At 59.1% G+C, this 18,421-nt stretch carries 12 protein-coding genes and 1 pseudogene; 3 read left to right on the forward strand and 10 right to left on the reverse strand.

Annotated features, from left to right (window positions below):
• Window positions 1–52 precede the first annotated feature (52 nt).
• The 3 genes and pseudogenes from denD to Q8K08_RS21985 form a co-directional block, all read left to right on the forward strand.
• The gene (denD, locus tag Q8K08_RS09800) at window positions 53–1,033 is read left to right on the forward strand and encodes a D-erythronate dehydrogenase (protein WP_304802303.1); all 981 of its coding nucleotides are present in this window, start codon (window positions 53–55) and stop codon (window positions 1,031–1,033) included.
• A 105-nt stretch (window positions 1,034–1,138) separates the two neighbouring features.
• On the forward strand, window positions 1,139–2,917 hold the full coding sequence (locus Q8K08_RS09805) for an IlvD/Edd family dehydratase (protein ID WP_305249951.1): 1,779 nt from the start codon (window positions 1,139–1,141) through the stop codon (window positions 2,915–2,917).
• Window positions 2,918–2,965: 48 nt separating this feature from the next.
• Window positions 2,966–3,150: pseudogene (locus Q8K08_RS21985) on the forward strand (IS5/IS1182 family transposase); the annotation flags it as partial.
• A 468-nt stretch (window positions 3,151–3,618) separates the two neighbouring features.
• Here the strand turns inward: Q8K08_RS21985 and Q8K08_RS09810 are convergent.
• The 10 genes from Q8K08_RS09810 to Q8K08_RS09855 form a co-directional block, all read right to left on the reverse strand.
• Entirely contained in the window at window positions 3,619–4,794 is a 1,176-nt protein-coding gene (locus Q8K08_RS09810; RefSeq protein WP_304797510.1) for an HlyD family efflux transporter periplasmic adaptor subunit, read from the reverse strand.
• Window positions 4,791–6,908 carry an ATP-binding cassette domain-containing protein gene (locus Q8K08_RS09815; protein WP_322573530.1) on the reverse strand — a complete coding sequence of 706 codons (2,118 nt, stop codon included), beginning with the start codon at window positions 6,906–6,908 and terminating at the stop codon, window positions 4,791–4,793. Before Q8K08_RS09815 ends, Q8K08_RS09810 begins: the two co-directional genes overlap by 4 nt.
• A gap of 119 nt (window positions 6,909–7,027) precedes the next feature.
• Window positions 7,028–8,365 carry a TolC family protein gene (locus tag Q8K08_RS09820; protein WP_305249952.1) on the reverse strand — a complete coding sequence of 446 codons (1,338 nt, stop codon included), beginning with the start codon at window positions 8,363–8,365 and terminating at the stop codon, window positions 7,028–7,030.
• Window positions 8,366–8,379: 14 nt separating this feature from the next.
• Window positions 8,380–12,024 carry an Ig-like domain-containing protein gene (locus Q8K08_RS09825; protein ID WP_305249953.1) on the reverse strand — a complete coding sequence of 1,215 codons (3,645 nt, stop codon included), beginning with the start codon at window positions 12,022–12,024 and terminating at the stop codon, window positions 8,380–8,382.
• 213 nt (window positions 12,025–12,237) lie between these two features.
• Window positions 12,238–13,233, reverse strand: coding sequence for an ABC transporter ATP-binding protein (locus Q8K08_RS09830; protein ID WP_304800744.1), 996 nt, complete (start codon window positions 13,231–13,233; stop codon window positions 12,238–12,240).
• 7 nt (window positions 13,234–13,240) lie between these two features.
• The gene (locus Q8K08_RS09835; protein ID WP_305249954.1) at window positions 13,241–14,263 is read right to left on the reverse strand and encodes a Gfo/Idh/MocA family protein; all 1,023 of its coding nucleotides are present in this window, start codon (window positions 14,261–14,263) and stop codon (window positions 13,241–13,243) included.
• Entirely contained in the window at window positions 14,260–15,099 is an 840-nt protein-coding gene (locus Q8K08_RS09840) for a carbohydrate ABC transporter permease (RefSeq protein ID WP_304800740.1), read from the reverse strand. Before Q8K08_RS09840 ends, Q8K08_RS09835 begins: the two co-directional genes overlap by 4 nt.
• Window positions 15,099–16,016 carry a carbohydrate ABC transporter permease gene (locus tag Q8K08_RS09845; RefSeq protein WP_305249955.1) on the reverse strand — a complete coding sequence of 306 codons (918 nt, stop codon included), beginning with the start codon at window positions 16,014–16,016 and terminating at the stop codon, window positions 15,099–15,101. The genes Q8K08_RS09840 and Q8K08_RS09845 overlap by 1 nt, the downstream gene beginning before the upstream one ends.
• Before the next feature lie 81 nt (window positions 16,017–16,097).
• Window positions 16,098–17,345 (reverse strand): ABC transporter substrate-binding protein, encoded by a 1,248-nt coding sequence (locus Q8K08_RS09850; protein ID WP_304802028.1) that lies wholly within the window; start codon window positions 17,343–17,345, stop codon window positions 16,098–16,100.
• Between the two features lie 41 nt (window positions 17,346–17,386).
• Window positions 17,387–18,268, reverse strand: a complete 882-nt coding sequence (locus tag Q8K08_RS09855) for an N-acetylmuramic acid 6-phosphate etherase (RefSeq protein WP_305249956.1) — start codon at window positions 18,266–18,268, stop codon at window positions 17,387–17,389.
• Between the last annotated feature and the right edge of the window lie 153 nt (window positions 18,269–18,421).

Here is an 18,421-nt window from a genome sequence, read left to right on the forward strand (position 1 = left end):
ATACTATCTCAAGAGGGTGGTTTGCCGCTCAAGACCACGAGGAGACGCTACCATGCACATCATGATCACCGGCGCCGCAGGCATGCTGGGCCGTAAGATTGTTCCCCGTCTGATGGCCAACGGTCTGGCAGGCCGCAAGATTACCGCGCTGACATTGGTTGATGTTGTCGTGCCTCAGACGCCTGACGGGTTCGCCGGGCGTACAGACTGCCTCTGCGCAGACCTGGCGGACCCCGGCACGGCCCAACAGCTGATCGACGGACGGCCTGACGTGATTTTTCATCTGGCGGCCATCGTCTCCGGAGAGGCCGAGGCGGACTTTGACAAGGGGTACCGCATCAATCTGGACAGCACGCGCGATCTGTTCGAAGCCATCCGCCGCGCGCATCTGGCTGATGGTTATTGCCCGCGCGTTGTTTTTGCGTCGTCCATCGCAGTGATGGGCGCGCCGCTGCCGTTTCCAATCCCGGACACGTTCCACACCGCCCCGCTGACCAGTTATGGCACGCAGAAGGCGATCTGCGAGCTTTTGCTGGCTGACTATTCCCGCCACGGGTTCTTTGATGGCATCGGCATCCGTCTGCCCACAATCTGCATTCGTCCCGGCACACCGAACAAGGCGGCGTCGGGGTTCTTTTCCAACATCCTGCGCGAACCCTTGGTGGGCAAGCCTGCCATCCTGCCAGTGCCCGACAGCATCCGGCACTGGCACACCTCGCCGCGCTCTGCCGTGGGATTTATGATCCATGCGGCGACGATGGATCTGAAAACCGTGGGCCCGCAACGAAACCTGTCGATGCCGGGCCTCAGCGCTACGGTAGGTGAGCAGATCGATGCTCTGCGCCGCGTTGCGGGGGAAAGTGCCGTGGCCTTGATCCGCCGCGAACCTGATGCAAACATTACCCGCATGTGTGAAGGCTGGGCGCCGGGCTTTGAGGCTGCCCGCGCTCGCGCTTTGGGCTTCACCGCCGAGGACAGCTTTGACCAGATTATCCGCGCCCATATCGAAGATGAACTTGGGGGGGATAGATGACGACGAACTGCTGCCGGAGGCAGCAAATATGATCATGCTCATAGTAAGGCTTTCGCTGATCGTGGGCGCAAATAAATGGCCCCAGCATGAACACAAGGACATTCCATGACCGACCCGTCGCCTCGCCGCCTCCGTTCACAGGACTGGTTCGATAACCCCGATCATGCAGACATGACCGCGCTGTATCTGGAGCGGTTCATGAACTATGGCACAACGCCCGAAGAGCTTCGCTCCGGTCGACCCATCATCGGCATTGCTCAGTCGGGCAGCGATCTGAACCCTTGTAACCGCCACCATCTCGATCTGGCCAAACGCGTGCGCGACGGCATTCGTGATGCAGGTGGTATCGCCATCGAATTTCCGTCGCATCCGCTGTTTGAGAATTGCAAGCGCCCGACCGCTGCGTTGGACCGAAACCTGGCCTATTTGGGTTTGGTAGAGCTTCTGTACGGCTACCCGTTTGACGGAGTTGTGCTGACCACCGGCTGCGATAAGACCACCCCTTCGGCTATCATGGCAGCCGCGACAGTGGATATTCCGGCCATCGTTTTGTCGGGCGGGCCGATGCTGGATGGCTGGCACGATGGGCGGCTGGTTGGGTCTGGCACCGTCATCTGGCAGTCACGCCGAAAATACGCCGCAGGGGAGATCACGCGCGATGAGTTCCTGCAGACGGCGCTCGATTCAGCCCCCTCGATCGGGCACTGCAACACGATGGGCACAGCATCTACCATGAATGCCATTGCCGAGGCACTTGGCATGTCACTGACCGGCTGCGCGGCCATACCGGCGGCATATCGGGAGCGGGGCCAGATCGCATATCGCACCGGAGTGCGGGCCGTACAACTGGTGCGCGAAGATCTGCGCCCCTCGCAGATCCTGACGCGGGCAGCGTTTCTGAATGCGATTAGGGTCAATTCTGCCATTGGCGGATCGACCAATGCGCAGCCGCATCTGATGGCGATGGCCCGTCACGCAGGTGTCGAGTTGCACCCGGAAGACTGGCAGACCCATGGATATGACGTGCCGCTTCTGGCCAACGTCCAGCCAGCCGGTGCCTATCTTGGGGAGCGGTTCCACCGTGCGGGTGGTGTCCCTGCGGTGATGTGGGAATTGCTGCACGCTGGTCAGCTGGACGGCGCTTGCCCCACCGTGACCGGGAAAAGCATGGCCATCAATCTGGAAGGGCGCAAAGCGACTGACCGCGAGGTGATCCGGCCCTATCAGACCCCGATGATGCAGCGGGCAGGATTTCTGGTTCTGCGTGGCAATCTGTTTGATTTCGCCATCATGAAAACCAGCGTCATCTCAGACGACTTCCGCGCCCGCTATCTGTCCGAAGCGGGGCAGGAAGGAGTGTTTGAAGGCACTGCCTTTGTCTTTGACGGATCAACCGACTATCACGCCCGCATCAACGACCCTGCGCTCGATATAGACGAGCATTCGATACTGGTGATCCGTGGGGCCGGGCCGCTTGGCTGGCCAGGATCCGCCGAAGTGGTGAACATGCAGCCACCAGACCGGCTGATTCAGCGGGGGATATCCAGCCTGCCAACCATTGGCGACGGGCGGCAATCGGGCACAGCTGACAGCCCGTCGATCCTGAACGCCTCTCCGGAAAGTGCTGCGGGCGGCGGCCTGGCCTGGCTGCACACTGGCGACCGGATCAGGATTGACCTGAATGAAGGACGCTGTGACATGCTGGTGGCACCTGATGAAATCTCCGCCCGAATGAAAAAGGGTGTTCCCGCCGTCCCCGCCTCTGCAACTCCGTGGCAGGAAATGTACAGAGCCACAGTCACCCAGCTTGTCGAAGGAGCGACCATTGAGGGGGCCGAAAAGTTTGTGCGTATCAGTAGCTCTCTGCCACGGCACAATCACTAGATGTAGTGCCCCCTTATCGTTGATTGCAGAGCAATCAACTGCCAGGCAATGGACGCGACCTATTTGAAGGCACATCCTACGGCGAGCAGCCTGTGGCCGAAAAAGGGTTGCCCGAGGGCCAGCGGTGCCGTTTGATCGCTTGGACCAAAGTCGGTGTGAACTGGCTTTTCATGGCCGCAGTCCAAGTACGTGATTACATGGGTGCGGCAGCCTTGCCAGGCAGCTTGGCTGCTTGCTGACCGAGGCTCCCGAAACCCGGCTGATCACCGGCCAGAGGGCCAATGTCGGGCAGTGGTGTCCGAAATCCAAATCTGTGCAGGCGCGTCTCTTGCGCCGAGGGGTTTAGCAATTCACGCGGGTTGCCCTGACCTTGGCAAGGTCTTCTTTCTGCGGCAGAAAGGGGCGCTCACCTTCGGGTTCTTGTCGTGGACTATGTCGTTGGACCGTAAGAGGCGGCTCCAACCCATTGAATTGACGTGTTCCTGACGCGTGATGTGCCTGCGCGAAGATCTGCGTGAGCAGATGGAGGTTTGGCATGCCGGATGGTGGCGATGGATTTGTTGGCCGGTGCGAGGTCGTTGAGCCTCGGCGGCGCGGCAAGCGGCGCTGGTCGAATGGGATGAAGGCTCGGATCGTCGTCGAAAGCCTTCAGCCGGATGTTCGGGTCAGGGGCCAACTTCCAGACCAAGTGTCCGATAGACCTATCGCTCCCGCAAAGCCTCGTTGGCTTTGTAGAGCGGCTTTGTCATGTAGGTGAGCAATGTCTTTCCGCCGGTCTGCAGTTCCACCGTAGCCTGCATGCCGGGACGGATCTCGAGCGATTTCTGGCGCTCTGTCAGGTGCGAGCGGTCTACGCGCAGCGTTACCTTGTAATGCGGATCACCATCTGGGGTGCGCGCGCGCTCATCCTTGAAGGTGTCGGCAGAGACGAAAGACACATGCGCCTGCAAACTGCCAAAGATAGTGTAATCATACGCCGACAGTTTGACCGTCGCCGCCTGACCCAACTGCACTTGTGCAATGTCACGCGGCTTGACGCGGGCTTCGACGAACAGCTCTTCATCCAGCGGGATGATCTGCATGATCTCCTCGCCGGGGCGCACGACGCCGCCGATGGTTGTAAGCGACAGCTTGTTCACCACGCCACGCATCGGCGCCACAAGCTCGGTTCGCGACAGCTGATCCTGCGCCTGTTTCAGACGTTGCCGCAGCGACGCAAGCTGGCCCTGCGTTTCGGAATAGGTGTTGGCGCGGTCCAGTTCCGCCATTGTGCGGGCCTCTGACAGTTGGGCCTCGGCATCCGACGCCGCTTTGCGGGCGCGGGTTACCTCAATCAATGGCGCGATTTCTTGCTTATACATCCGTTCCAGCAGCTCGCGTTCGGTTTCCGCCTGCTTGAGAATGGCCCTGGCCCCCGTAACCCGCGCGCTTTGTTCCGACATGCGCGCGTTAAGCAGGGTGCGTTCCGATGCAACGACATCTGGTACCCGCATCGCAATGTCGTCTGCGACGGGGAAATCATTCTCCCCCGCCAGCTCCGCTTCAAGCCGCAGCTTGCGGACTTCCAGCGTCGCAATCTGATCGCTCAGATCGTCGACAGCAGATTGATATTGTGTGCCATACAGCCGCGCCAGCGTTTGCCCCGGTTCTACCGTATCGCCCTCTGCGACGTTCAGTTCGGCCAGAATGCCGCCTTCAAGGTTCTGAATGATCTGCGGGCGTGAGGATGAGACGATCTGCCCCTCGGCCCGCACAATTTCGGCCAGCCACGCAAATGAGGCCCAGAGGATGAACACAAGAACCGCAAGCCCGATTGTCCAGATCGTCAGCGACGGCCCCCGCATGCGCTGATCCAGCCCGTGGTCAAAGGTGGTCATACTGGTGTTCCCCCGACCATTGCCGCCGCTTGCGGTTGCGATTTCATCAGATGGGCCAGAACCGCATCGCGTGGCCCATCAACCGCCAATTTGCCATTTTGCAAAATCAACGTGCGGGTTGTCAGTTGCAAAATCGGCACCCGGTGTGTGGCGATGATCGCGGTCCGGCCTTCCAGCCAGATCCGCAGACGACTGACCAGTGTGCTTTCCAGCGTCTGGTCAAGGGCTGCTGTCGGTTCATCCAGAATGGCAACTGCCGGGTCTTGCAGCCAGATCCGCGCCCAGCCAAGGGATTGGCGCTGGCCAACCGAAAGACCTTCACCCATTTCCTTAATTTCCAGATCCAGCCCGCGCGGGTGGTTGCGCACGAACTGGCCAAGCCCTGCAAAATCAAGTGCGTCCAGCAAACGGTCGTCATCGCGTTCCAGCTGGGTGGTGTTCAGGTTATCCCGAAGGCTGCCTGCAAACAGCCGCACTTCTTGCCCCAGATACCCGATCCCGCGGCGCAGATCCCGCGGATGCACCTGCCCCAGATCGACCCCGTCGATCAGCACCCGGCCCGACGTGGCGTCATAAAGTCCGGCCAAAAGCCGTAACAGGGTCGATTTTCCCGATCCGTTGGTGCCAAGAACGGCTATGTGCTGACCTGCGGGAATGGCCAGAGCCGCAATGTCGACCATGGGCGCCGACGCCGGGTCGTAGCGGAATTCCAGATTGCGCAACTCGAACGCGCCGGTCAGTTTCTCCCGGCGCAGATATTTGCGCCCCGCGTCTTCGGCCTGCGCCGCATCTGCGATGGCCGACAGCGCCTCGAGTGCGCCCTTCACATTCGACCACCGCGCCATTGTTCCCGAAAGCTGCGCCAAAGGGCCAAGCGTGCGCCCGGTCAGAATGCCGATGGCGATGATAGTGCCGACTGTGAAATCACCCGAAAACACCATGAACGTGCCGACCATCACCGCGCCGACATAGGTGGCCTGTTGAACGCCCTGCGCCCAATAGGTCAGCAGTGAGGTCAGCTTGCGCTGTTCGGAGGACTTGACGGCATTCAGCGTCACCAACTCTGACCAAAGCCGCTTGATGCGGTCTTCGCCACGGGTGATGGATACGGTTTCTGTCTCGAACACAGCTTCATACAGCAATTTCGCCTGCCGAGTGCTGGCTCCTTGGGTTGCTTTTGTCATCTCGACCATTTTGCCGCGCAACAAAAAGCCGGGCAGAACCATCAAGATGCCGCCCGCAATCAAAACCCAGACCAGATTGCCGCCAATGGTTGCAACAAGCGCCAGAAAGATCAGGATAAACGGCAAGTCAGCGATGGTGCCGATGGTTGACGCAGTGAAGAACTCGCGGACTGACCCGAATTCGCGCATCGCGTTAAAGGTCTGGCTTGGGCGGCGTTCGTGCGGATTGGTTTTCATGCCCAACAGCCGCGCCATCAGGCGATCTTGCACCACAAGCTCGATGCGCCGCCCGGTCATGTCCATCAGACCAGAGCGCGCGCCCTTGAGCATGCCTTCCAGCACAATTGCCAGCATTGCACCAAGTGCAAGAACCCACAGGGTCGGCTCTGACTGGTGGGGAATAACACGGTCGTAGACCTGCAACGAGAACAGCGCGACCGACACGGCCAGAAGGTTGGCGAACAACGAACCGGCCGCGACCTCCAGCAATTGGCGTTTGTACTTTCTGAACTCGCCCCAAAACCAATGCACACCGCTTTTGGGTGTGTGCCGGGCCTCAAGCTCTGCCATCGTGGTCTGCGCGCGCAGGATAGATCCCGCATATACACTTGAAAAATCAGCCTTTGAAACCTCGGCCCTGCCATCGGGAACGCTGGGATCATAGATCTCGATGCCATCGTCACTCTCGGCCAGCACCAGAACAATCTGCCCCGATGACATCTCGGCCAGGGCGGGCCAGTGGCTTGGACCAGGCTTGAGGGTCCGCTCAACCTTTGCTATCAGGCCGCAGCCGCGCAATGCGGTGCAGATTTCACCCAGCCCAAGTTTACCGGCGCCCGCCGCAATCTGGATGTGCTCCAGCAAATCAGCTGCGGCAACTTCTGCGCCCAGAATGGCTGCATAGACACTTGCAAGTTGGGCGCGGTGCATCGCGCGATTGGTGTGGCGGGGCCGTGACTTCCGGGCACTTGGGGCCGGACGTGCCGAAGCAAGGGTCGCCGAAGCGCCCTTGCCGGCATTCATGTCAAAGGAAACGACCCGGTCTGTTGTCACATGCGCGCCCCATCCACCAGCACGCCGCGCTCAAGCGCAATCTGCAACCGCAAATCCGTGGCAATGTATTTTAGGGCAACCTGATCCCGCTCGATGCGGGCAAAGCTTTCGTATTGCTGCACCAGTTCAAGAAGCGAGCGGCGTCCGACCTTATACTGTTCAGTGAACATGGTCAGGTTTCCACCAGTCTGGCGCAGAACCTCTGCGCCCTCTGACTCGCGGCTCTGCACGCTTTGCATTTCGCGCTGCAACGTCACGATGCGGCGGTTGGCATCTTCGGCCGCCTGCGCTGTGCGCCGATCCACCAGATCGCCTGTGGCATCCAGCGCCTCACGCGTGGCGCCAGTGCCAACGCCAAACGCACCGCCGCCCAGCCCGATACCACCGTCAACTCCGCCTTTACCGATCGCTGCGCTGGCGGTCAGTCCGGGCAACATGTCAGCCTTTGCCATATCTGCCTCGGCCAGAGTGCGGGCCCCTTCGCCACGGACGCGCGTTACTGCAAGCGGTTCTGGTGTGGGTTGGTCTGGCGGCAGGCTTTGCAGTCCGCGTAGGCGGGTCAGGTCACGGGTTGTCATTGCGCCAAGCTCGGCCATGGCCGTGACCTCTGCCTGCCTGTCCGCCGCAAGATTGGCGTGCATTTCGGCCAGTTTCTGCGACAAGACCCGCTGTTCGGATCGGTCAGACAACCCGCCATCAACCCGCAGCGACATGATCCGCTCAAATTCGGTCAGGCGCTCTACGGCGCGTTCGGCCACGGCTGCCTGATCGCGGGCGCGCTCTGCCTGAAGATAGTGTTTCAGGCCATCATAGACCCTTTTATTGCCTTCGCTGGCCAACGTAACCGCAGCAACTTCGACATCTGCCGCCGCATAGGCACGCTCTGCTTTGCGCTTTCCGTTGTCGAACAGTGTCTGCTCTACCAGTATAGACGCCACCAGTGCCCCGAGTGACGTCAGGTTCGCCGTAGGGCCGATACGAGGCAGCCAGTTCTTTGCCTTTGCCTCGGCGCGCAATCGGGCCACGCGCATCTCGGCTGCGGCAACACCTGCTCCGGCTTCTGTCACTGCCAAAGATACCGCAGCAAATGGGCCATCGGGCGGTAAAACCGACCGTCTCGATTGAAGGTCGGTGATCAATGCAGACCGCACCTCGCCCTGAGAGGTCAGGGCGGGCGCGGCAGGATCGGCGGGGGCCTTGCCCGCGCCAAAACCCATTTTTGATACGTTTGACAAGCCATCGGTGACACAGGCCGACAGCAGACAAAGCGCGGCAAGCATCAGGGCGGGGCGCTTGACCCCAAACCTGATCCGTGCCGTATCCATTCTCGGCATGACAGGGCCCCCCGTCAGACCGTTTGGATGTCTTCGTCGAGCAGAATTGTCGCGCCAGAGGAACCGACGGTGTAGATGTGGTAGGTTTCGCCGTCGATGTCCCGCGTCTGGCCGGTATTGACGCCACCGATGATCTCGACACGGTCATCATCGCCGCCCTTGATCACGACGGTCTTGTCTGCGCCCGTGATGCTCAGGATCTGGGCTTCGGTGATCGTCAGATCAGCATCCGGAGCAAAGGTCAGATCGATCGCAGAGAAATCAAACTCGGTCAGTCCCGGTCTCGACAAATCAACATTCGGAGCATTGGTGTTGTTCACGATCAGCAGGGTCGAGCTTTGGTTGCCCGCCACATCGGTCGTATCCACCACCAGATAACTGCCGTCCGGAACTGGGGTCGGACTAAACCCGGTAGATGTACGCGAGCCAAAGGTGATGTTTTCGTCACCCGTCACTTCATCAACAGAGCGAACCGCGTTGATCTGAGATGCGTTGCCATTGGCGTCGATGCGGGTGAATTCATAGCTGCCATCAGAATCCTGGGTGACAATCCGGGTCAACCCGGCGCTGACGCGTTCAAACTTCACCACATTTGGCGCACCGGGAGCGACCGTATCGATGATCAGCGGCTGACTGTAGCTGTCGACGTTGCCCGCCAAATCGCGTGCCGTCACAACAACTTGCGTCTCCAGCTCTCCTCGCGGAAGATTGCTGCCGCTGAACGTTGCTGACCAGTTCCCTGTCGCGTCAGTCACGATGCGGATGGGGGTGCCTAGAACCTGATCACCGACCATGATCTGAACAGTCACGGTCGAGTTTGGTTCAGATGTTCCGACAACGGTCAGTCCTTCTGACGCCTCTTGTGCATTCAGATAACCATCGCCAGCCAGAACAGCCTGTCCGGGCCGTAGCGGTGTGACCTCACGGTCGATCGCAACCATCTCGCGATGCACTCCGACGTTGCCAACGCGGTCAGTTGCGGTGACGACCAATTCGCCCGAGGTTGTGCCGCCAGGGATCAGGGACGCTGGAATGGTGATCGACCATGTTCCGCCAGAAACAGTGGCGGGGCGCGCTGCATGTCCGTCAAAGCTGACCATAACGGTCGAGCCTGCCTCGACGGTTCCGGTCACGGTCAGGCCGCGGCTTGCTTCGGCATCGTTCAGAATGTTGTCGCTGCCCGTCGACATCGTGCCACGGGTCAGGGGCACAACTTCGGTGTCGATGTTGACGACATGGCTGGCGGTGGCGGTGTTGCCAAAGCTGTCGGTGGCCCGCACCGACACTGTGGCCGTGCTGGTTCCTGACGGAATGCCCGATGTGCTGACAGGCAAAGACCAGCTGCCGGCACCATTTGCGCGCACATTTTCATAGGTGACGTTGTTGAAGGTCACGCTCAGCATTGCGCCGGGTTCGGCGGTTCCGGTCAGAGTGATTCCTGCCAGACGTTCAGCACCCGAGATGATGTTGTCGCCCGCTTGCTGTGCGCCGATGCTTACGCTGGTTTCAGTATCAACCGCGATTGTCTGCGTGTCGGTGGCAACGTTGCCCGCCGCATCGCGTGCCGACACCGATACCGTGGCCTGATAGGTGCCAGCGGGAAGTTCGCCGGGTCCGTAAGCGATGGACCATTGGCCGTTTGCGCCCACAGTGGCCGGATGGGTGACAGTTCCGCCTGGCGTGGTGACACTTACCGTCAAGACGGCCCCGGCTTCACCGGTGCCATTCAGGCTGAACCCAGTATCCCGTTCCGAGCCAGAAACCCGGTTGTCGCCAACCTGGGTCTCATCAAGGCTTACGGCGATTTCGGTATCAACCAGAATATCCCGGCGATCTGTCGAGGTGTTGCCAGCACTGTCGGTGGCCGTCACAACTGCCGTGGTCGCGTAAGTGCCGCCCGCAACCGAGCCCGCCGGGAAGGTGACAGTCCAGTTGCCGTCGGCATCAACCGTGCCGGGGCGTCTTGAACCTGACCATTCAACCGAAATTGCGGATCCCGGAGCCGTCGTTCCGGTCATGGTGATCGCGCCCGCAGCCTCAACAGCGTTAACAATGTTGTCGCCTGCGATGGCCGATGGGGCAAAGGCCACATCAACCTCGGTATCGACCGCAAAGGTGCGCGTCGTCGAAGACGGGTTGCCTGCGCCATCGACTGTCGTCAGTGTTGCCGTGGCATCATAGGTGCCAGAGGGCAGGGTGCCTTCCGGGAAAGACTGCTGCCAGTTGCCGGAGGCATCCGACGTGATGGTGCGCGTGACGACACGCCCGCCGCCTTCGACCACCAGTGTAACTGCGGTATTCGGGCTGGTGCTGCCGGTCATGGTAAAGCCGGCATTGAATTCGGCTTCATTAACCAGATTGTTGTCTGTCACCGGGTCAATCGAAACCGGATGCGGGATGGTGTCAATCACCAGCCGGTCAGTGATAACTGTCGTGTTGCCCAGCGGATCGGTCGCCGTGACCGTTACATCAAGCGTGCGCTCACCGCCTGCAATCTCATCCTGTGTGAAGGTGAATGCCCAGTTGCCCTGACCGTCAACAACGGTCTCGCGCGTCAGGCCGCCAACCTCAATACGGATTGAAGCGCCCACTTCGCCTTCACCTGCGATTGTAATGCCATCGGCATAGTCGGCGAGGTTTTCGATGTGGCCGACGCTGTCCGTGCCTTCATTGATCGCAACAGCCGGGGGCGTCATGTCGATGATATAGTCCGGTCCGTCCAGCACATGCTGGGTGCCGCCCGGTTCCGTCACAACCACGACCGAAGAATAGCTGCCATCGGCAGGCAACTCGTCGCCCTCAAAATCAACACCCCAAGTGCTATCAGATCCGATCACAGTCTCTTGGGTCCGGTCGCCCACGGTGACCACAACGGTATCGCCGGGTTCACCTGTGCCAGTAATCACGATAATCGGGTTGGTTGTGTTCGTTGTAAGAACATCCTCTGCGTTCGGATCATCGACAGCAGGTGAAATACGATCCGTACCGCCGTCGCCGGGTGCAGTGTCCGTGCCGCCGCCACCGGGCGTGGTGTCCGTACCGCCGTCGCCGGGTGTAGTGTCCGTACCGCCGCCACCGGGCGTGGTGTCCGTGCCGCCACCACCGGGCGTGGTGTCCGTGCCGCCGCCACCGGGCGTGCCGCCGCCGCCCAACAAGCCAAGGCCAATCAGGCCCGCACCTGCGGCGCCAATGCCCCCAAGGCCGCCTAGCATAGCCGGAGCGAACAGGCCCATTCCGGCGGGTTCATCCGTGATCGGAGATCCGTCGACCACACCGTCCGCAGCCGAGAAGCGCAGGTCGTCTAGCGGGCTCCATTTTTCCATGGGTTGCGCGGGGCCGTAGCTGGCCATCAACACGCCACTTCCATCGCCCGACAAGACAACTTCGGTGATTTGATCATCTGAGCTTAGATAAAGATGGTTTGCACCGCCTGCGGCATCAAAATAGCCTGACAGGACGATGACACGTCCATCGGCGAGTTTGATAACCAGATCGCGGCCCTGTTGCTCATAGGCGACCACGCTTGATGGGGAAATGTTCAGCGAAATGCTGTCCCCGACCCCGACCTGAATGAAGTTTCCTTGCCCTTCGCCAGCTACAGTTCCGTGCTGACGACCGCCCACAGAACTGCGGACAGCGAAACTAATCGCATTTACCATTCTACCACTCCGCCTCAAGCCCGGATCTTTAGTGACCCGATGTGATTATTTGCCCTCAGTTTCGAGGTGCAATTGCCTGATCCATACAGGTATTCGCATACCATTTCTAGAGCCTATGTCTTGCTACACCATAGATTGGGGACGTTTTTCCAATTGGTGTGTCCCGCAAGACAATTGCTACCATATTTTGAAAACCGCAGGTTGTGCAGATGATCAGCGTAATCTTTTACCGGTGGTGTCAAAATGAAACGCGCGTGCAGGCTCGACACACAAGCGCACGTCACTGTCGACGTTATAGTCATGTTCGCCAAAAAGTCGCACCGTCAAGAGTCCATGCGGCTCTGCCCGGACATAAACAAGCGTCTCCCCTCCCAGCTTTTCCACATGACTAACTGTGCCTTTTATCGGCCCCTCAGCGGTGATCTGCAGATGCTCGGGGCGAATGCCAGTGGTTTCACCCGATAAACCAAGCGCTGCTGATTTAAGGAAATTCATCTGCGGGCTGCCGATAAACCCGGCAACAAACGTGTTATCCGGATCATTATAAAGGTGCATCGGACTGCCAACCTGTTCCACGCGCCCGTCACGCAGGACCACGATCTTGTCGGCCAGCGTCATCGCTTCGACCTGATCATGGGTGACATAGATCATGGTCGCACCCAACTCGCGATGCAGGCGCGCAATTTCGATCCGGGTCGCGACCCGTAGTGCCGCATCCAGATTAGAAAGCGGCTCATCAAACAAGAACAGCTTTGGTGTCCGCACGATGGCACGCCCGATAGCCACCCGCTGTCGCTGTCCGCCTGATAGTTCCGCCGGGCGGCGGTCCAGCAACTTTTCCAGCGACAGCATGCCAGCCGCTTTATCCGTGGCCTTGATGATATCAGCCTTCACCACGCCTGCCTGCTTCAGGGCCAGCCCCATATTGTCGCGCACTGTCAGATGCGGATAAAGCGCGTAAGACTGGAAAACCATCGCCAGTTCGCGCTTGGCCGGGGCCACGTCATTGACCCGCTTGCCATCCAGCAAGATATCGCCGCCTGACGCATCCTCCAGCCCGGCAATAATCCGAAGCAGAGTAGATTTGCCACAGCCGGACGGGCCGACAAAAACACAAAACTCACCCTCGGCAACCTCGAGATTGACGCCTTTGATCACATCGGTAGAGCCAAAGGATTTGGTGACAGATTTCAGTTCCAGCGCACCCATAGCGGCCTCACAATTTGACAGGTTGGCCAGAGCGCACCGACTGGTCGGCGGCAAGGCAGATCGCAAGTGACTGAACCGCGTCTTGCATATGGCGCGACAGGTCCAGATTTTCGGCAATGGCACGGGCCATGAACGCTTGTTCACGTTCGCACAAATCCTGATGCCCCGGCTCGTCTGCCATGCTCAGATCTTCATTCGGCTGGCCATTCCGATGCACCCGGATCACGGATGTTTTAGTATGCGTGTCATGGTCGTCTGACCGCGCATTTTCCGGCATGCGGATCGACACGGCCCCGTTCGGGCTGACCACATCTTTCACAAAAAACGCGGTATCCGACATCATCGGGCCCCAACCTGCCTCATACCAGCCAAGGCTGCCATCATCGAACAGCACCTGAAAATGGCCGTAGTTATACATATCGGGCGCAATTTCGTCGGAGAGGCGCAGACCCATGCCCCGCACCTCGACCGGCTTTGCATCGGTGATCTGGCACATCACATCAACATAATGCACACCGCAATCGACCAACGGACTGGTGCTTTGCATCAGAGTCTTGTGCACCTCCCATGTCGGGCCATTGCTTTGCTGGTTCAGATTAAGCCTAAACACATAGGGTCCGCCAAGCGCGCGCGCCTCGGCAATCAGTCGTTGCCAGCTTGGATGATGGCGCAAGATATACCCCACTACCAGCTTGCGCCCGTTGGCAATCGCGCAATCCACCACCCGCTGCGCATCGGCCACTGTGCTGGCCAGCGGCTTTTCAACAAAGACATGCGCCCCGGCTTCCATCGCCGCGCACGCATATTCGGCGTGGCTGTCGGAATAGGTCGAGATGTTGACCAGATCTGGCTTCAGCCTCGCCAATGCCTCATGGAAATCGGGGGTCACTGCGTAACCCTCCAACGCGGCATCCAGCCGCGGGGTGGACCGGTTTACCAGCCCTACCAGATCAAAGTATTGGTTGCGATGATAGGCCAGCGCATGACTGCGACCCATCGTGCCAAGCCCAGCTACAAGTGTCCGGATCATTTCACAGCCCCCGCCGTAATGCCGCGGATCAGTTGCCGCGAAAAGATAAGATACAGAACCAGAACCGGAAGGATCGCGAGCGACAGGGCTGCCAGAACTGCATTCCAGTTGGTCACGAATTGCCCGATAAAGATCTGTGATCCCAAAGTGATGGTCTTCACCCCCTCTGCCGGGGCAAGGATCAGCGGGAACCACAGGTCATTCCAGATCGGGATCATGGTGAACACTGCGACAGTGGCCATGGCAGGTCGAACCAAGGGCAGAACCAGCGTGAAAAAAATCGCATATTCTGACAGTCCGTCGATTCTTCCGGCATTCTTGAGATCATCCGATACGGTCTTCATGAACTCTGACAGGATGAATACCGCCAAGGGCAGGCCCTGCGCCGTATACACAAGGATCAACGCCGTCAGCGTGTTGACCAGCCCCCCCGCAACCATGATTTGCAAAATCGCTACCGTTCCCAACCGGATCGGAATCATGATCCCCAGCGCCAGATACAGACCCCACAGCAAGTTGCCTTTGAACCGGTATTCCGACAGCGCAAAAGCCGCCATCGCCCCGAACAACAGCACAAAGAACAGACTGAATACTGTGACGATCATCGAGTTCTGAAAGTAGCCAAAGAAATCGCCCTGTTTCAGAACCGTGGTATAGCCCACAAGATCAAAATGCTCGGGCCATGGCAGGGCCAGCGGATCGGCAAAGATCGCCCGGCGTGATTTGAAACTGTTGATCACGGTCACAAACACCGGAAACAAGGCGATCACGGTCCATGTTATCAGAATGGCATGGGCAGCAAAGGTGCGGCCAAGCGAGGTACGAGCGCGTGCCATCAGAACTGATACCTCCGCAAACGGGTCTGAATGCCGAACAGATATATACAAACCCCCAGCAGGATGATGCCAAACATCGCCCCCGCAATCGCCGATCCCATATAGGGATCGCCAAGCTGCAACTGAAAACCAAAGAAGGTGCGGTACAGGAACGTCCCCAGAATGTCCGTGCTGAAATCCGGCCCCGCCAGCGCCCCTTGTGCCACATAGATCAAATCAAACGCGTTGAAGTTTCCAACAAAGGTAAGGATCGAGATGATCCCGATGCTGGGCAGGATCAGCGGCAACTTGATCTTCCAGAACTGGCTTGTGCCGGTGATGCCATCCATCTCAGCGGCTTCCAGAATCTCGTCAGGAATAGACAGCATGGCTGCATAAATCAGCATCATCGGAATGCCTACGAACTGCCAGACAGAGATCAGCGCCAGCGTGGTCAACGCATATTCCTCGCGCCCCAGCCATGGCGCAAACAGGCTTTTCAGGCCCACCATGTCCAGCAAGCCCGGTGCAATTCCCCAGATTGGTGACAGGATCAGCTTCCAGACAAAGCCAACAATCACGAAACTCAGGATCGTCGGTATGAAAATTGCGGTGCGGTAAAATGCCGCCATCCGTAAACGCGGCGTGGACAGGATGGCCGCCAATGCAATACCAATCGGGTTTTGCACCAGCATGTGGATCAGGAAGAACCACGCGTTGTTGCCAAGTGCGTTCCAGAACGATGCCGACCAGCGCGGATCGCCAAACAGCGTGGCAAAATTCGACAGTCCGACAAACTCAACACCCCCCGGCCCTTTGTTGAACAAAGACAGGTTCAGTGTGCCAAACAGCGGAATGATCATAATAGCGGTATAGACCAGCACAGCAGGCGCTAGAAATACCAGAATATGCCATCGGAAGGGTCTCCGGGCCGCCATGTCGCCTCCTGCCATTTTCTGTTGAAAAATATCCTCGGGGGGTCCGGGGGGCAGACAGCCCCCCGGTGCTTCAGCTTGCGCTTACTTCTGAGGGTCGTACCAGCTTGCCAGCCCATCCTGCAGACGCTTGGCAGCATCTGCCGGCGTTTCTGATCCGCGGATCACATTGGCGCTCGCGTTCCAGGTCTCGTTCTCCAGGTTCGGCGTGCCCCGCGACAGGATCTGATAGGTGGACCGGATTGTCGGCTCGCACTTGCCGCGCCATGATACGAACTCCTGCGCCAGCGGGTCTTCCATTTCGACCGGGGTCGAATTCAGGCTGAAGAAACCGGGCAGGGCGTTGGCATAAAGCGTGGCAAACGCTGGGCTGCCAACCCAATCCAGAAACACCCGTGCCGCTTCGGCATTGGGCGAAGCCGCGTTCAGGCCGATGGCGATGTCAGTATGGTCGCTGATATAGCAGGTGTCCCCCGCTGCGGCGACAGGCGGTGCAAAAGCGCCCATCTTGAAATCAGCCTGGGTGTTGAAGCCGCTGATTTCCCAAGATCCAGCCGGATAAACGGCGGCCCGGCCGAGCGTGAACAGGTTCTGGCTGTCCGGGTAGGTCTGCGCTTCAAAGCCGTCGCCCAGATAGTCTTTCCACTTGGCCAGTTGCTCAAACGGGGCAACCCATTGCGGATCGGTCAGCTTTTGCTCGCCCGCGATCAGCGCACGGCGGCCTTCTTCGCCCTTCCAATAGGTCGGGCCAATGTTGTTATAGCCCATCGTCGCAGCTTCCCACTGGTCGTTGGTGCCCATTGCCAGCGGAATATAGGTGCCGTCTGCCTTGATCTTGTCCAGCGCGGCATAGAATTCAGCCTCGGTGGCCGGAACGTCAATTCCCAGCGCTTCAAACGCATCGGCGTTGTAGATGAAGCCATGGATCACCGATGCCATCGGCACGCAGAAACTGGCCGCTCCATCATCTGTCTGCCAAGCCGACTTCGCCACGTCCGAGAAGTTGGACATGCCTGCCAGATCGGTCAGATCCGCAAGATGGCCCTGATTGAACAGCTCCAGCGATGCATCAAACGGGCGGCAGGTGATCAGATCCCCCGCGCTGCCCGCAGACAGTTTGGAGTTCAGCACAGCGTTGTATTCAGCGGGTGCCGAAGGCGAAAAAACTACGGTGATATCAGGGTGTTGCGCATTGAATGCCGGGATGATGCTGTCTTGCCAGATCACCAGATCGTCGTTGCGCCAGCTTTCGATTGTCAGGGTCGTCTGCGCAAGGGCAGGCCCGGCCAGCAATGTGCTGGTCAGCAGGGCTGTCAGATAGGTCTTTTTCATCGTCGTCTCCCGGTTGGTGGGCTTTTTGCCCGGTTGATTATTTAGGTCAGCAAAGGTGCCAAGTGGCCGCCGCTTTCGGCCAATGCGTCCTGTGCCTGTTGGGGTGTCAGGCCGCGGGCGACCAGAATGGCGGACTTCACGGCACCATCGGTCAGGATCAGGGCCGCGCGCGCGCCGTCAATCCCGGTGCCTGATACGTCAGCCACGATCCGTGAAGCGCGATCAACCAGCTTTGCGTTATCTGCCGTCACGTTGACCATATAGCCATCATGCACATGACCCAGATCAATCGCGACCAGAACCGACAGCATGTTCAGCGCAACTTTCTGCACCGTTCCCGCTCCCATGCGGGTAGACCCAGAGACAATCTCGGGCCCGGTATCCAGAAGCACAGGCATATCAGCCAGTTGCAAAAGCGGAGAGGATGCCACGTTGGAAAAGCCAACAACCGTTACCCCGCGCGCCTGCGCCAGTTTGGCGACTGTCAGTGTGTAGGGCGTCGCGCCAGAAGCGGCCAGACACAGCACCACATCCCCCTTGGACAACTGCGCGCGGTCCAGATCGGCCTGCGCAAGGTTCGGGTCATCTTCGGGCGCACCCTGCATATGCAGCAGCGCCTCGACACCCCCGGCAAACAGCATCGGCACGCGATCCGGCGCAATGCCAAAAGTGCCCGGCAATTCAAGACAATCGGCAAGCGCCATCAACCCCGAAGACCCGGCCCCCGCATAGGCCATTTTTCCACCATGCCGCAAAGCCTGCGCACCAGCGCTGGCGGCCAGGGTAATAGCATCGAAAGCGGCGGGAAGCGCGGCAAGCGCATGGGTCTGTCCCACCAGAATGCGCGAAAGAACCTCTTCGGCGGCAACGGCATGAAGACCATTGGACAACGTGTGTCTGCGTTCTGTGCTGCGCTCTGCCATGTGATTCCCCCTGTCTTGATGACAATGCCAAAATAATACCAATTGTAAAGAATTAAGTTTCACATTCGCATTTTTCCTTGTATTTTGGCTGTATCTTGCTAGTAAAAAGATACCACTTTCTAAATGGTATTGTTTTGGTATCTTGGTGCTTGG

The organism is Pseudotabrizicola sp., from assembly GCF_030684215.1.
GTDB lineage: Bacteria > Pseudomonadota > Alphaproteobacteria > Rhodobacterales > Rhodobacteraceae > Pseudotabrizicola.